Below are 15,689 nucleotides of genomic sequence, written 5' to 3'. Positions count from 1 at the left end.
TATGTTTCGACTACGGTTACATTGTTTTAGATTACAACAAAATGCCCGCTCAATGCGGGCATTTTACTTTTTACTCGATGCTAAGCCTTTTATTGCCCCCGCACCGGCAAGGTTCATCAAACGACGAAATCTCGGGCATTCTAAGTGGCTTGGTGCTGTGCAGGCTGCCGCATGTTGCAGACCATCACGCATGGCGGTGAGCTTCTTTATTGTTCCGTCTAGTTCATTGGCCTTTCGCAGTAGTAGCTCACGATCAATTTCAGGCTTTGCCTCGTTCCCCAATATGCCCGCAATCTCTTCTAAAGAAAAACCTGCAGCGCGACCTAATGCTATTAACTCAAGACGCTCTAGTACATTCGGGCTAAACACGCGACGTATACCTTGCCTACCAATAGAAGTGATAAGACCTTTCTCTTCATAAAACCGCAGCGTGGATGCTGAAACTCCGGATTTTTTGGCAACTTGAGATATTTCCATACACTTTTCCAAAGGAATGCTTGACTTAAAGTTAACTTGAAGTTGTAGGCTATCATCTCCAATTAATTGTAACTAGCTGTTGAGTGTGAATATGCAGAATATTGTTTTAATCGTGCTAATTGGTATTGGGGCTACCCTAGTGATGGATTTATGGGCGCTGCTAAGGCAACAATTATTTGGTATTGCTCCAACAAATTGGGGAATGGTAGGGCGTTGGATAGGGCATATGAGAAAAGGGCGGTTCTCCCATACTTCTATTGCAAACTCCGATGCTGTGAGTGGTGAGAAGATCATAGGGTGGACAGCGCATTACGTGATCGGTATTGGCTATGCTGTGTTACTTTTTCTTTTATTTGGAGAGGCTTGGTTGCTTCAACCATCGGCAGGGCCAGCTTTAGCACTAGGCATAGCCACTGTAGTTGCACCATTTTTCGTATTGCAGCCTGGAATGGGCGCAGGAATTGCTGCGTCGAAAACGCCTGATGCTAACGCTGTTCGCCTACACAGCGTTTTGAATCATGGTGTATTTGGCTTAGGGTTGTACCTTTCGGCATTGGTTCTAAGGCCCGTACTTTAGACGTGGCTATAATCGCTTGTTGATTAATTGAATAAAGTTCGGCGTATCATGCGTATTGAAATAAAACGAGCGTAAAAGAAAACAGGATGAAAATTTCACTGGAAGAAATAAACAAATCTAACTATGGGCAGGTTTGTGACTTGGATGTAGCGGATGATCAGCAAGCGTTTGTAGCGTGCAATATGTGGTCGCTGGTTGAGTCTTTTTATAATGATAACCATACCTGCAAGGCCATTTATTGCAACGACCAGCCCGTAGGATTCTTGATGTGGGTTCAGGAAACGCCAACTAAGGTGTCCATTTGGCGCTTTATGATTGATGAGAGCCGTCAAAATAAAGGAATTGGCAGAGTTGCTTTATCTCAAGCTATCACGCTTATAAAGCAAACTTCTGAGCTTAAATTTATTGAGATATGCTATAACCCTAAGAATCCTGTCGCCAAAACCTTCTATTCAAGTTTTGGTTTCGCAGAGGTGGGATTAGATGAAGATGGCGAAGACATGCTTGCTGTTATTGCCATTTAGCCACGGTTAAAAATAATAAAACAGAGAAGCTTAAGGGATCTTAAGATATGGACGTCATAGATATTAAGACTTTTATTCCGAGCAAAAACTACGACATTTCTAAAGCATTTTATTCTGAGATTGGATTTAATGCAGAATACGTAAATGAAGATCTAACACTGTTTGAAAATGGTGATTGTCTATTCTTTCTTCAGCGCTTCTATAATCCTGAATTGGCGAATAACTTTATGCTACAAATCTGTGTGACAGACATTCAGGACGCTTTTGAATTGTGTTCGCGCTCTTTACATAAAACGAAAATTTCATCAATTGAGCAACAACATTGGGGAAGTGTTTTCTATCTATGGGGCCCGTCGGGCGAACTACTTCACATTACCGAATTAGGTAATTCCTAAAACAACGGCAGCTTTCTGTCCTGAGGCGGCAAGTCACCTCCGCTTTTTATGAATTGTATGGCGTTGAATATTAAATTCCTTCAGCACTGAAAAACTATATCCCCCTGAAAGTACCTGCCTTATGTAACACGCTTAAAAGTAGCGTTCTCAATGCGACTTGTAGTCTCTCTTTGGTGTGAATTTTGCAAAAGCCTGTTTAAAGACACTGAAAATGTCGGTTTGCGTAGTAGCTGATCACTGTTTTTCGATGAGTTTTTGCTTCTTTCCGATAGAAATTTGACGTTTTTCACTGGACACGTGTAATGAAAAGTATGACAAAACCTGTCTCTCACGCTTTGCCGACAGAAAATGGTCGCTTAGTCGCGAAAGCCTTGGCATATACCGCGCTTCTCTTGGGCTTACTCTCTGGTTGCTCTTCATCTGACGAGCCTAAAAGCCAATTCGCGCAAACCGATGCCAGCGACGTATCGGCATTGGGGAATGTGGAATACCATACCTATATGTTGGCAAACGAACTTTTTGCTGATGTGGGTCCAGCACGTCAGTCTCGCTATGCGGTAGTCGGCTTTGTACCTGCCGATACTATGAAATACAGTGCTGACCATCAACACCCGTTAATGTTGTTGGGCCATCAACTTGAACAGGGAATGATTACTGAGGCCACGAAAAGAGGCTTTTCTACTCAAGAATTTAAGCTTTCGAACGATATAATTGTTAGTAACGAAAGCGACAGAGTATTAACCCGCGATATCGACCAGCTTTCCAACATTGAGCGCGTCGATTTTTATATAACCGGCACTATGGTGTATCAAGAGTCTGGCGCGGTGGTTAACGCTCGAATTATCAACGCTAGAAATAAAAACATTGTCGCTGCAGCAACACGCTTTTTCCCTGCCGAACTGTTTTGGCGCGAAGAACAAGTAACAACCAGAAACGGCAAGTTATACAGAACTGAAGGTACGAGGTAACCCCATGAAAAGACGAAATCAATACGCGGCGCTTTCGCTTTGTGCTTCACTGCTAAGCGTTAGCGGGTGCTCTATGATGATGGGGGAAGAAGAGGTAGCCGAACAAGCGCCCCAGCGCCCAGCCATGAATGTAATTGATATTACTGCCGCCGACCGCGCTCCTACGAAGCCAGTTGAAAATACCAGTGATACCCAGTCTCAGGGTATGGACGCATACGGCGCTATCGGTCAACCTCCTTTGTATTCGAGCGTACAGGGCGCTTATAAAGGTCGACCTCTAACCAAGCACATTGGCGACTATGTGAAGAACATGGCGCAAGACTTAATTGCCAATATGGAATATGTGAATAACAAAACACCTATTGGTGTCACCCATTTCGCACTGCTAGATACTGACTTGCAGAAAACAGATTTGCTTGGTCGTCAGATGGCGGAGTCTTTTGTTCACGAACTGCATAAATTCCGCGTGCCGGTTATCGACTTCAAAGCCACCGAGTATATTCGCATTACTGACGATGGTGATTTTGTATTAAGCCGAGACTATTTAGAATTGAGCAGCAGCCTTCCTATTGAATACGTATTAACCGGAACGATGACCAAGCACCAAGGTGGCGTGTTAGTTAACGCCCGTATTTTAGGCATGGAGTCGCGCGCAGTGGTGGCAACTGCGCAAATGTTAGTGCCTTTCTACGTGGTAGATGCACTTATTCCAAGTGACGGTAGCCAGCAAAACGGCATGCGCGATGGCGTTAAGCTAAGTCGCGGCTAGGAGTTTCAGTATGGTGTTTACAAAGAAGCTAGTGCCAAGCAGTTGGATAGCCGTTGGCGTAATGCTAAGTGTATGTATGACAGGGTGCACTAGCACAGAGTCTATTGGCTCGTTTTGGTTAGGTGAAGACGGTGAAATTACTCATCACGCCGAGCCAGTACCTGTACCAAGCCGTTCAGGACTGGAGTACACACCAGATTCTCGCGATAGACAATATCAACAGCACGTGGAAGTCGAACCCGGCTATAAAGACCCACTACACCATGGCTATTCACCTTCACAAACGCATAAGCGCTTAAATGATTACGCCTCGCAGCTTGCGATGGAATTAATGGACAATGCAACTCGTCTTACGCAGCAAGATATGGTGGGTGTGGCGAGTTTTGTTAGGCTTAATCAGTCTTTGAGCGACAGCACCGTGTTAGGTAATCAGCTTTCAGAATATTTAATAGCCGAGCTGCAAGACTTTGGGTTAGCGGTTGTCGACTTTAAGCTTGCAGGTGGCATTACCGTAACGCCAGTCGGCGATTTCGTACTTACTCGAGATGGTACTGCACTCGCTAAACAGGTTGAAATGGACCATGTTGTAACTGGCACCATCATTGAAGATGACAGAGGCGTCCGCGTAAACGCCCGTATCGTGTCGCTGGAAAATAAACAAGTGGTGGCAAGCGCCAACGTATACATTCCTGCGTTTATCGTGATGGATTTAAATAAAGTGGCTAGCGTAAACTAGCCATTTACTTCCTTTGCACTCTGTTTTCGAAAGCGAACTCATTGCATATTCGCTTTAAAATCTCTAAACATCTTATCTTTTGTGTCTAGGCACAGGAGAATTTTCACAAAGACCTCTCCGTTTATTAACCCTGACTTCTAATTGCCTCGCGAGTCATAAAGCGGCTTGTGTTCACGGCATTAAGCAAGTCGTTGCTTAAAGGTAGCGGCTCCTTACATAGACTGCTCACCAAGACCTCTGCCATTAAAGGCGCTGTGGTTAACCCTCGTGACCCTAAGCAAGTAAGGGTGGAAACTACGCTGTTTGGCAACACTGGCGCGCTAGTCAACGGCTTGCCCACGCCAAGCATATCGTAGTGTTTTTTAAGCGCATTAAAATCATGCAGTGCACCGACAACAGGCTGGTGGTCGGGTGAACCTAAACGCGTAGCCGCTCTGGCTTTACCGTCGTGTTGTAATGCCTGAACTATACTGGTGTTTGCCAGCGCCTGTTCGTGTGTGGCGAGGTTCGTTTCGGTTTCATCGCTTCGCACATCGGTGCTTAAGTCATTTTTCACATAGGTTGAGCCAAGTGCGTGTCTATCGTCGAGCGCAGGCGTCATATAGCCTTTGTGACACAATACCGTTTTGAGCTGTTCAATTGGCATTTGGGTGGGAATGGCTTCAACCTGACCTCGAACAGGGCGAAGAGAAAGGCTGTCAAAATCGCTAGCGTTTACCGCACCTGCGCCAAGGGCAAGAATAAGGTGATCGGCAATAACGTTTTCTTGCGGTAAGTCGCTATCGAAAGTGTTGCTATCAAGATCACCCTTAGCACATTTCTCAGGCTCACCAAGGTTAAAACAAATTTGCACTTTCTGTGTTGCTGACCCGTTTACGCTGCCACCTTTAGCTATATCCACATCATCCGCATCAAGAGCACCGGTTGAAACGCCCCTATCTTCATTGTGTGGCGCTCCCTCAATCACTTTATGGGATACATAGGTATGATTGGATTTCAGTTCGAGTTTGCCACTTTGAAGTGCTTCTTCAATCATGGCAGTAACTAGTTGCGGAGGAGAAATCCATCCGCCGAGGCCGATGTATAAGCCAGAGTAGGGAAGAGCTAGGTTAGCGATATCGCTCACTTCTTTGCTGTCCACGGGCTTAATCAAAGCTTCAGGCCATACGTCGGCAGCAGCCAATTTATTTTGGCGTTCTGCTACCTTGTCGTTAAAGCTTAGTTGAATAACGCCACAGAAATCATGGGCAACGTTGGCTAGGCCACAGGCTTTTGCATGATCAATAGTGTGATCGTAGGCCTGTCTAGCATACAAAAAACTGTGCGCCTGAATGCGGCTGGCAATACTTGCTTCGCTATGAAGCTGCGGATAAAAACCGCCTTGCGGGTTTCCGGACGCGCCGCTTGCAAGAGTGTCACCATCAAAATATAAAGTAGTGCTAATGCCGCGTTTTACTAAAGCCAGGCATGCCGTAGATGCTGCAAGGCCGGAGCCTACTACTGCGACTTTACTTGTTGTATCTAAACTGTCGTTAGCGTACCTGTAATAGGGGCCAGCAGGCAGGCGAAGTTTATGCTGCACATTTTCGTTGTCTTGGTTAAAAACGCCGGTCAGCATGTCGCGCTTACGGCCAAAACCATTGCGTTTTTTTATGGTAAAACCCACGCCGGCAAGCCCACGTTTTACGATGCCCGCGGCGGTAAAGGTTCCAAAGGTAGTGCCGGTTTTTGACAAGCGAGCCATTTGGCTAAATAGCGCATCGGTCCACATATCAGGGTTTTTGCTTGGTGCGAAACCATCTAAAAACCAGGCATCGATTAGTCCATTTACAGGGGAATGCCATTGAGGTAAAAGCTCGTGAACATCACCAATCCACAGGTCGAGCGTGGTTGAGTGCTTATCGAAATGTAAGCGATGACAACCTTCAAGTCCCATAGGGTAAAGTGCTGCGAGTGCTTGCGCTTCGTCTTTAAGGGCAGGGAAAGCTTCTAGTGCGCGCTTCATATCCTGTTGAGGCAGTGGAAACTTTTCCGTGGTAATAAAATATAGGCGCTTTAACGGATGATCAGGGTTCGCTGCTCTAAATTCGTTAAAGGCACGCATGGCGACCAAAAAGTTCAGCCCAGTACCAAAACCTGTTTCGGCGATGACAAAAGTAGGATTGCGCCACTGTTGCCAGCGCTCAGCAAGGTCGTTGCCTGCTACAAAAACGTGTTGGGTTTCATCTATTCCGCTGTCGTTTGAAAAATAAACGTCGTCAAAATGGTCGGCGACAGGTGTACCGCTCTCATTAAAATGAACCTGTGCATGCTTAGATTTCACTGTTTATTTTTCTCCGTTGATGTTGTTTTTTTGTTGGCACTTTGAATTGGAAGCAGTTTTCACTACTTCAATAGCTGGCCCATCCAATGCTTGTTTTGAAACATCAGAAATAGCTTGGCTTTTAGATAAACAAGACACCTCTGCGGGTGTTGAAAAATGCGTGGTGACTTTACTGGTCACGCGCTGCGCCCCAAGCATACCGCCAATGGTGCTCCAAGAACCGTTAACGTTAATTAATCCGCGATGATCCATGGTAGGCGCTTCAGCTTCTGTTTTCGATATACCCCAAGTTTCTTGTGCAATATCAAAGGTCCATATAGCGTCATCCGCAGTTGAAGGCTCGCCGTTATAGCCAATGCCATTGTAGTTGTACGGGTTAGTCGAGCCGCCTACAAAATAGATTTTACTGGTGGCCTCATCGCCCGCTGCGGCCATGCGATAGCGCGCAGTACCTGTTGGATGGTTAAGTGTACGCCAATCAATCTTTAAAGGGTTTTGCTTATCAATTACGCCTTTGAAACAGGCGGTTTCTGCAGCAAAGCTACGGCGTTTATCACTGTGCGGTGTTACTGATACGCCGTCACAAATTACCATGGTGTTATTAACGATGCCGCCAGCTTGCCCGAATACCGGTTTGCCAAGAAAAGGGCTCGCCTGTTGCCATTGCTCGGTTTGCGTATCGTAAACTTGCACAAGATTTACGTTGCCATCGTTGTGCCAGCCTGAAACCAAGTAAACGTAGCGGTCTTGGTAAACCAGTGCAGTTGCATCATCAACAGGTACAGGCATAGGCGCCAATAGCGTATATTCCTCTGTTGTGGGCGAGTATTTATAAACATCTGGCGTACTAATTTCATTATGATCTTCATCCACCGTGTAGCCACCAAAAATGTAAACGGCATCGTTAACACCTACCGCCACGGAAGCCAAGCGACCTTTTAGTGCAAGGCTGGATGGAACTGGGGGAAGAGCCTGCCACCGTAAAGGTTTATCTTTGTTATTGATAACAAGCTGCCAAGCACGGTTGTGCACATCTTTATGGGTTTTTCCTTTGTCCAGCCCCATAAAACTAATTACATATTGCGTGTCGTTTATGGTGACAGAAGCTACGGCATTGTTTGAAACTGGCTCTGGTAGCGCGGGGAGGACGATAGACGCAGCTGTTGCAGAGACAGTCGCTGCAACAGCAATGAGAAAGGCCGCCACCACGAAAGAAAGTCGGGGTACCGCACGTTGGAAAGTGCGTAGAGCAATGGTTCTTGGTTTTTTTAATAACACAGCAATCTTCAGTTTTATCGAAATTTCGAACGTTTGACCGCGTATTCTACCTGTCGCCTTTTTGTTTTTCCGCAAAAGTTTATGTTCAAGCTATTTTGAACATTTTGTGAAGGTATAAATTAACGCTGGTCATGACCCTGTGCATTCGTGCTACATTGGAAACATTCAGAAAAGAAAAGCTTAGACGAAGACGGCAAAAACGAAAAAGAAGGGATGTGGAAACTACCTGTTTATACACATAAGCCCAGAATTGAAATAGGTACTGCAACGCTGAAGTTTAGCTAATTAGAGTGGCGCAGATGGCAAAGCAGACCACTTTACCATTCAAAATCGTTACCATAAGCCGCAACAACGCAAAGGGTAAACTATGAGAAGAGCAGTTATCACCGGTCTTGGTATCGTATCAAGTATCGGCGTAAATAAAGAAGACGTACTTGCTTCACTAAAAGCGGGTAAGTCTGGAATTACATTTTCAGAACAGTTCGCCGAAATGGGCCTTCGCAGCCAAGTTTGGGGCGACATCGATATCGACTTAAAAGAGCACATCGACCGTAAAGCAATGCGTTTTATGGGTGATGCAGCAGGCTACGCGTACGTGGCAATGCAGCAAGCCATTGCAGACTCTGGTCTAGAAGAAAGCGACATTTCAAACGAGCGAACAGGTATTATCGCAGGCTCAGGTGGCGCATCTTCTGAAAACCAAGTGCTTTCTGCAGATATTCTTCGCGAAAAAGGTGTTAAGCGTGTTGGGCCCTACATGGTTCCTCGTTGTATGGCATCTACGGTATCAGCTTGCTTAGCGACACCGTTTAAAATTCGCGGCGTGAACTATTCAATTGCCTCTGCATGTGCAACCAGTGCCCACTGTATAGGTAACGCACTAGAGCTTATTCAACTTGGTAAGCAAGACGTAGTATTCGCCGGTGGCGGTGAAGAACTACATTGGTCACTATCAAGCCAATTCGACGCTATGGGCGCACTAAGCTCTAAATACAACGACAATCCTGCGGTGGCATCACGTACTTATGACGCAGCACGCGACGGCTTTGTAAGTTCTGGCGGCGGCGGTATGGTTGTTGTTGAAGAACTTGAGCACGCACTAGCGCGCGGCGCAAAAATCTACGGCGAAGTTGTAGGTTACGGCGCTACATCAGACGGTTTCGACATGGTTGCACCGTCGGGTGAAGGCGCAATTCGCTGTATGAAGATGGCAATGCAAAATATCGATGCTCCAATCGACTACTTAAATACTCACGGTACGTCTACGCCTGTAGGTGATGTTAAAGAACTTGCGGCGATTCAAGAAGTGTTCGGCCAAGCGGGCGTACCTATTAGTGCAACAAAGTCACTGACAGGTCACGCACTAGGTGCAGCGGGTGTAAACGAAGCTATCTATAGCTTGTTGATGATGGAAAATAACTTTATCGCGCCATCAATTAACATCGACACCCTGGACGATGCAGCACAAGGCTTAGATATTGTTACCGAAGCACGTGAAGCAACGCTAAACACAGTGATGTCTAACAGCTTTGGCTTTGGCGGCACTAACGCAACGCTTGTAATGCAGCGTTTCAACGGTTAAACAAAACCGCTAGAACCAGTAAACTCTTTAGCTTTATTTAAGAAGCTTTAAACTAAAAAGGGCGTAAACTGAGCACCGTGGGTGTTTGTGTTTACGCCCTTTTTTATTTTTTTTATTGTTCTCGTCTATAGCTTTCTAAAGTAAAGATTCCGAACACGACCGTTAGATATCCTAAAGCCATATACTTCACCGTGAACATCGCGCTCGAATAGGATATCGCCAACGTGTGAGCTAAAAAAGTCACCTTTGACTGTCGCAATATAATGGTCGCTTAGACGGTGATGAGAAATTTTCATTTTGACTCGGTTGCTATTTCCTATCATTTGCAAACTATACTGACTTTATGACGAAGCAATTTAGTATCAGTTGGTCTAAAAAAGCAGTTTTTCTTTTTTTAGAGGTCGATTAGTTTAATACTTGAGCCCTATTTATTTGTTAGAACCTTCATTCTTCGAAAGGACTTTAAATGGATTTTACTCTTTTTTTAATTACAGCATTGGCTCTAATAATTAGCCTTATAAGAGAAATTAGGAAACGAGGCAGCGACAGCATAGGCGTTGTCGTCTGGAAATATTTTAGCTATTACACAACACTTTCGAACCTCCTTGTCCTGATTTGGTTCGCTGCTTTGACTTTATGGCCTGAGTATTCAATTGCTCAGTTTGCAAAGAACCCTAATGTAACTACTGCAATTACTTTTTATATAGTTACAGTTGGTATTGCTAACTACCTTATCTATGGATGGCTCAAACTTTCATTTTTTGAACGTATTTCAGATTTATTAGTCCATGCCGTTACACCCGTAATCACACTTTCCTACTGGTTTTTCTTTGTGGAAAAAACGCAGCTTCAATACTCTAACTTAGGCTATTGGCTCATTTTTCCGCTGACTTATGCCGCGTACACAATGTCTCATGGGAAATGGACAGAATTTTACCCTTACGAATTTACAAATGTTCAAGCGCTAGGCCTTAATAGAGTTTTATTAAATGGATTAGTATTATCTATTAGCCTCTTATGTCGTCTGCTGAATCAAAGCTGCAGCATGTTTAATGGCTTTTCGTATTCTATGATAGGTACCACAGCGGCAGATATTGTCACTCATAGCTTCATCAATGTCACGATCGTTGGGATTGGGATTAGACTCCAATAGTTTGACGGCGGTTAAAATTTGTCCCGCCTGACAAAACCCACACTGAGCGACATCTTCGTTTATCCATGCTTCTTGCACCGGATGCAGAATGTCATCGACCGCAAGCCCTTCAATAGTGGTTAGCGATGCACCCTCCACTTCTTCCATCGGAACAATGCATGGGCGAACTAGCTCCCCGTCTTTAAAGATAGTGCAAGCGCCACACACGCCAACGCCGCAACCATATTTTGGGCCAGTAATACCAAGTCGATCACGCAAGAGATACAGAAGCTCGTCATCGTTTTCAGCGTCGATAGAAACCGGGTTATTGTTAACATTAAATGTAATTTGTGGCATGAATTAACCCTCTGGATAGAAGTCACGAAGAGGAAAACGACGTGGTGCAATACCCGTCGCCCTGGCAAATGCGTTGGCTATCGCCGCTGCCGCCGCAGGAACTACTAACTCGCCTGCACCTCCCGGTGTTTCTCCGTTAGGCGGCATAAAATACACTTCGATCTTTGGTGGCGTGTTGCGCATTCGAGCAATTTCAAAATCGCCGTAACTGCTCTCGCGTATTGCGCCATTGTCGAGGTGTAAACTGGTGCGAATCATGTAGGTAATGGCGTCGGTTGCCGCACCGATAACTTGCGCCTCAAGGCCGGTGGGATTTAATACTCGGTTCACATCCAGCGCAACAACAATCTTAGTGACTTTACTTTCTTTCTCCGGATTTTTGAACGTTTGTAATTCAACAAGCACGGCAGCTCGAGACTTATACTCTTTATGTAACCCGAGGCCCTGGGCACGTCCTTTTTTCATTCTCCTTCCCCACTTGCCCTCTCGAGAAACTTTCCGCAGAACAGCTTTGGAACGCTCATCATCAAGCATTTGTAATCTGAACTGGCATTCGTCCATGTTCATTGCGCGTGCCAATTCGTCAACAACTATCTCGTTTGCGACGGCAGCTGTGCCGGAGTAGATGCCGCGCCAAGAGGATGTTGGCACAACGAATTTTTTTTCGTTTAGCAGCAAGGAAGTTACACCAAACTTATATTGCACTAGTTGCGTTGAGTGCCAGACTGTCTGGCTGAAAGCAGCGGGCGCTAATTCCCCTCCCAATGCAGTAATACCGTCGCCAAAGCCATGTTCGAGATCCAATTCAGCGGTCGCAGCTCGATGGTCAAACGACAACACTTTTTTGCCGAATAAAAAACCTCTAGTGTAAGTCGCTTTTACATTATGCAAGCTGAGCGGTCGTGCGCGGCCAAACTTTGTGTCGTCCTGTCGGGTAAACATAAGTTTGATGGGGCGGTTTACAATTTGTGAAATACGCGCGCCTTCAACTGCTGCATCAAAAAATAAGCGACGGCCAAATGAGCCGCCGCTCTGAATGACATTCACCTCGACGTCAGTGGGTAAGACTCCAAGTTCGCGCGCAATTTTGGCTTGTGCTGCAAGTGGCGTCTTGGCGCCAGTCCATACCCTGATCTTTGAGCCGGTTGCATCGGCAACTGCTGTCATGGTTTCCATAGGGGCATGCGCCAAATAAGGAAAGATGAACTCGCCGCCAACCGAATCGGTAGCCAGAGGGATTTTAGGTAAGGTTGGCAGGTTTATCGCACGTAACTGCTCTATGACCTCCGCGTCAGATAGATGTTCGGCAGCACCCGCACTCCATGTAATATTAAGTGCATCACGCGCCCGAAAAGCTTCGCCAAAGGAACGCGCAACAACGGCCACGCCAGAGGAATTTGCATCAACATCCAACGGAACTTCTTTGATGGCAAGGACACCGGGCAGGCCTATTGCCTCAGAATCGTCAAACGTGATCACGCAACCACCTAAGCTGGGTGGCCTAGCGACCACGGTGGGCATCGCGTCTGGTATATCGAGATCCATCGCGAAATCTAGTTTGCCGGTAACAATATCGCGCGCGTCAGCCCGCTTTTGCGGCGTACCGATAATTTTGTATTGAGACGGGTCTTTAGGCTTTGCCAGTCGAGCTGCATCGTTGCGTCCCTCAACACCTGCGGTGAGCTCAGAGTAAGCAATGCGGCTGCCATCGTTATCAATTGCAAAGCCATTTTTTGTGCTAATTTCGTTCACAGAAACCCCGAAATGCACTGCGGCTGACAATTTTATTTTATGTAACAGCGCTGCCGCGACCTTGCGCAACGGATCCCAAAGAGAGGTTACGGCGTGAGAGCCTCCTGTAATTTGACCAGTCGCTCGTCTGATTTCTGCCGGAGATAAAGTCGCATCAATGGAGGACATTTCAACGTCCAGCTCTTCGGCAAGAATCATCATTGCAGCGGTTAATATACCTTGCCCCACTTCCATTCGTGGAAGCTCAAAACGGACGCGGTTATCACTCGTTATCTTAATTAAATAATCGTAGTAGAAAGGGTCACCGGAGATAAGCAACAGATCTGTTAAATCCAGTTCATCTGCAAGCTCAGGTATTCCTAACAACTGGGCGTTGGCACCCTGAGGGCGAAGAGCACCGCCGGTTATATGTAACGCAACGGCAAAACTCGAGCCCTTGAGCATGTAACCAATAAATTTTCTTCGTCCGACGTTTTCTGCCTCGACAATGTGTTCTTCATCACTATCGGATTGATCATGTATCTGTGAGGAGGTAATCGTGTCTACTTGTTCTGCATGGTTGCTTTTTGTCATAAATTCTCCGTTACAGTTCAAGACCTTCGATAGCTAAACTTAACCTTAAGGAAAGTCGTTTATTTAATTCAGGTAATTGCAGCTTGCTAAATACCTGTTAACGAAACGTTATCATAAAGTATAATTTATTAAACATTAATAATAAGTAATACTAAATAGGGGTTTTCCCTTATGTATGGAGCATGTTTTTTGTGAGTTGGATAGTTGAAGAGAATTCGTTTGAGGCATCTCATCAATCTGATCTTCATGGGCTGAGTCTACCAACACCAAAGCGTCTATATATTCGGGATAGGTGAGGGCGTAGCGTTGCATGTTTACCCGCCAAATGAATGGCCTACAAGGATAATTGGTCCGGTAATATCTTTTTTTCTAGAACCGAGTGAAGTTCAGCGACAAATTTCGGTCAAATAAACTGGTAACGACTAAACAAAGTATCTGGCTCGGGAATGGTGATTTTCCCGTAATGTCGTTTCAGTAAACCTTCACTTTCAAGCTCACCTAAAAGCTGATTAACCGTTTGCCTACTACTATTTATCATTTGCGCCAAAGACTCTTGCGAAAGCGTTAGCGTAATCGTGTTGTGTTTAGGCAAATGCTGACCATAGCTGGTGGTAAGCATCAATAGCCTTTTTACCAGCTGGTGCTTAAGGCTAAGCCCTGCACTTGAGTCAATAAACTGAAATGCACTGCGTACTCGCGTGCATAAAAGACGAGTAAAATGCGGATACAGTTCTGGATACTGTTCAAGTAATGCCTTAAACGCGTTTTTTTGAATTATAGCAACGACGGAGTTTGTCTCACAGAAGTTGTCGTGAGTACGGGGGAGGTCGTCAAACATTGATATTTCACCAAACCAGGTGCCGGGCCCAAGTAACGCGAATAGCATTTCGCGGCCATCTACACCTACCGTAACAACTCTTAAACGGCCTTCGCACACACCATAAAAACCTACACCGTCTTCACCTTTGGCATGCAGTTGTTGCCCTGCTTTTAAATGCTTAAGACGCATCTTTTCGAACATGGCTTCCTGTAAATAGGGCGGCATCTCGCTAAACCACGTAGAGCTAGTCAGAACAGGTTTAAATTTTTCCATTTAACAAATGTCTTACAATGTCGTATATCCGACAGTGTATAGCAATTACTGCGCGTAATGTAGGCGGTAAGAGAAAGTAAATGGAAGTTTCATTGAGGCGCTCGTGGTATCGAGCCTTTCAATTAAGGCTCACCCGGCTCAAATGAAATTAATTTGTACGTTAAAAGAGTAAAGCTATGACAGATTCAGTAAAGTCGAAAGTTAGCAGTGAAGAATGGCAAACCCGTGTTGACCTTGCCGCGTGTTACCGCGCAGTTGCTATGTATGGTTGGGACGACCTTATTTTCACTCACATTTCTGCCCGTGTTCCTGGGCCTGAACATCATTTTTTAATTAACCCATACGGTTTAATGTTTGATGAAGTTACGGCATCCAGCCTAGTAAAAGTTGACCTTAACGGCAATAAGGTGATGGAAAGCGAATACGACATTAACCCTGCGGGTTTTACTATTCACAGCGCTGTTCATGAAGCACGTGACGATGCCAAATGCGTGTTGCATTTGCATACAGCAGAAGGCGTGGCGGTATCTATTTTAGAAGAAGGGTTGCAGCCTTACTCGCAGCAGTCCCTTTTTCCACTAGCGTCCCTTTCTTATCATGCCTATGAAGGGGTGGCGTTAAATCCAGAAGAAAAAGCGCGGCTGGTTCGCGACCTAGGCGATACCCAATTTATGATTTTGCGCAATCACGGGCTTTTAACCTGTGCAGACAATATTCCCGATGCCTTTTTGTTTATGTTTATCATGCAGCGTGCCTGTGAAATTCAGTTAAAAGCGCAGGCCACAGGCAAACCGCTTATTCCAATTCACTCTGCAATTCTAGATGGCATTCGTACACAAGCCGATCAAGTTACCCGGCAGGCTGGTGGTTCGTTAGCATGGCCGGGTATTAAACGACGCGTTGAACGCCGTTTCCCTGGATACGATAAGTAACTATTTAAAGTTAACGTTATCCAATACCACGATCGCAAAGGGTGAGGTGGACAAAAAACGCGAGCTAAAGCGCTTTCGCTTTAAGCGTTCCCGGTTTAAAAGATTGTATAAACTTCGGCCGCCTCTTTGATATGGCGGCTAAACGTGCATCATAATGACGTAAATTAAACGAATCACCGACAAGATAAATCGGGGGCGCTGGGTTACTAAAAGCCTAACTT

The 15,689-nt window shown here is 45.5% G+C and carries 15 protein-coding genes and 1 pseudogene; 9 read left to right on the top strand and 7 right to left on the bottom strand.

The annotated features are described in order from the left end of the window. Positions 1–63: 63 nt before the first annotated feature. The gene (locus ACXAFM_RS01970; RefSeq protein ID WP_474826421.1) at positions 64–477 is read right to left on the bottom strand and encodes a helix-turn-helix domain-containing protein; all 414 of its coding nucleotides are present in this window, start codon (positions 475–477) and stop codon (positions 64–66) included. A gap of 91 nt (positions 478–568) precedes the next feature. On the opposite strand from ACXAFM_RS01970, the gene ACXAFM_RS01965 reads away from it, so the two are divergent. The 6 genes from ACXAFM_RS01965 (at position 569) to ACXAFM_RS01940 (ending at position 4,446) form a co-directional block, all read left to right on the top strand. Beyond that, positions 569–1,054, top strand: coding sequence for a DUF2938 domain-containing protein (locus tag ACXAFM_RS01965; RefSeq protein ID WP_474826419.1), 486 nt, complete (start codon positions 569–571; stop codon positions 1,052–1,054). Positions 1,055–1,140: 86 nt separating this feature from the next. Further along, on the top strand, positions 1,141–1,578 hold the full coding sequence (locus ACXAFM_RS01960) for a GNAT family N-acetyltransferase (protein WP_474826417.1): 438 nt from the start codon (positions 1,141–1,143) through the stop codon (positions 1,576–1,578). Between the two features lie 47 nt (positions 1,579–1,625). Further along, the gene (locus tag ACXAFM_RS01955) at positions 1,626–1,973 is read left to right on the top strand and encodes a VOC family protein (RefSeq protein ID WP_474826415.1); all 348 of its coding nucleotides are present in this window, start codon (positions 1,626–1,628) and stop codon (positions 1,971–1,973) included. Positions 1,974–2,275: 302 nt separating this feature from the next. After that, positions 2,276–2,941 carry a FlgO family outer membrane protein gene (locus tag ACXAFM_RS01950; RefSeq protein WP_474826413.1) on the top strand — a complete coding sequence of 222 codons (666 nt, stop codon included), beginning with the start codon at positions 2,276–2,278 and terminating at the stop codon, positions 2,939–2,941. A gap of 4 nt (positions 2,942–2,945) precedes the next feature. After that, positions 2,946–3,710 (top strand): FlgO family outer membrane protein, encoded by a 765-nt coding sequence (locus ACXAFM_RS01945; RefSeq protein WP_474826412.1) that lies wholly within the window; start codon positions 2,946–2,948, stop codon positions 3,708–3,710. 10 nt (positions 3,711–3,720) lie between these two features. Then, on the top strand, positions 3,721–4,446 hold the full coding sequence (locus ACXAFM_RS01940) for a FlgO family outer membrane protein (RefSeq protein WP_474826410.1): 726 nt from the start codon (positions 3,721–3,723) through the stop codon (positions 4,444–4,446). 124 nt (positions 4,447–4,570) lie between these two features. On the opposite strand, the gene mnmC1 is transcribed toward ACXAFM_RS01940, so the two are convergent. After that, positions 4,571–6,769 (bottom strand): FAD-dependent 5-carboxymethylaminomethyl-2-thiouridine(34) oxidoreductase MnmC1, encoded by a 2,199-nt coding sequence (gene mnmC1 / locus ACXAFM_RS01935; RefSeq protein ID WP_474826408.1) that lies wholly within the window; start codon positions 6,767–6,769, stop codon positions 4,571–4,573. Positions 6,770–6,772: 3 nt separating this feature from the next. Further along, positions 6,773–8,047: a Kelch repeat-containing protein gene (locus tag ACXAFM_RS01930; protein ID WP_474826406.1), complete on the bottom strand. Its 1,275-nt coding sequence runs from the start codon at positions 8,045–8,047 to the stop codon at positions 6,773–6,775. Between the two features lie 367 nt (positions 8,048–8,414). Here ACXAFM_RS01930 and fabB point away from each other — a divergent pair, with 367 nt between their 5' ends. Further along, a complete protein-coding gene (fabB, locus tag ACXAFM_RS01925; protein ID WP_474826404.1) occupies positions 8,415–9,629 on the top strand; it encodes a beta-ketoacyl-ACP synthase I in 1,215 nt (404 codons plus the stop codon). Between the two features lie 125 nt (positions 9,630–9,754). Here fabB and ACXAFM_RS01920 read toward each other — a convergent pair whose 3' ends face one another. Continuing rightward, a complete protein-coding gene (locus ACXAFM_RS01920) occupies positions 9,755–9,925 on the bottom strand; it encodes a hypothetical protein (protein ID WP_474833042.1) in 171 nt (56 codons plus the stop codon). A 170-nt stretch (positions 9,926–10,095) separates the two neighbouring features. Here ACXAFM_RS01920 and ACXAFM_RS01915 point away from each other — a divergent pair. Further along, positions 10,096–10,635, top strand: a pseudogene (locus ACXAFM_RS01915) (Pr6Pr family membrane protein); the annotation flags it as partial. Between the two features lie 9 nt (positions 10,636–10,644). On the opposite strand, the gene ACXAFM_RS01910 reads toward ACXAFM_RS01915, so the two are convergent. The 3 genes from ACXAFM_RS01910 to ACXAFM_RS01900 all read right to left on the bottom strand — a co-directional run bounded on the left by ACXAFM_RS01910 (position 10,645) and on the right by ACXAFM_RS01900 (position 14,536). Next, complete coding sequence (locus tag ACXAFM_RS01910) at positions 10,645–11,118, bottom strand: (2Fe-2S)-binding protein (protein ID WP_039218518.1); 474 nt, start codon at positions 11,116–11,118, stop codon at positions 10,645–10,647. A gap of 3 nt (positions 11,119–11,121) precedes the next feature. Continuing rightward, entirely contained in the window at positions 11,122–13,443 is a 2,322-nt protein-coding gene (locus ACXAFM_RS01905) for a molybdopterin cofactor-binding domain-containing protein (RefSeq protein ID WP_474826402.1), read from the bottom strand. Positions 13,444–13,846: 403 nt separating this feature from the next. Continuing rightward, entirely contained in the window at positions 13,847–14,536 is a 690-nt protein-coding gene (locus tag ACXAFM_RS01900; RefSeq protein WP_474826400.1) for a Crp/Fnr family transcriptional regulator, read from the bottom strand. 176 nt (positions 14,537–14,712) lie between these two features. Between ACXAFM_RS01900 and ACXAFM_RS01895 the strand changes: the two genes are divergently transcribed. Continuing rightward, complete coding sequence (locus ACXAFM_RS01895; RefSeq protein WP_474826398.1) at positions 14,713–15,468, top strand: class II aldolase/adducin family protein; 756 nt, start codon at positions 14,713–14,715, stop codon at positions 15,466–15,468. Positions 15,469–15,689: the final 221 nt, after the last annotated feature.

This window comes from Alteromonas sp. ABD4_190, assembly GCF_056160105.1.
The sequence above is the reverse complement of the archived record's forward strand: the minus strand, read 5'-3'. Positions and strand labels throughout refer to the sequence as shown.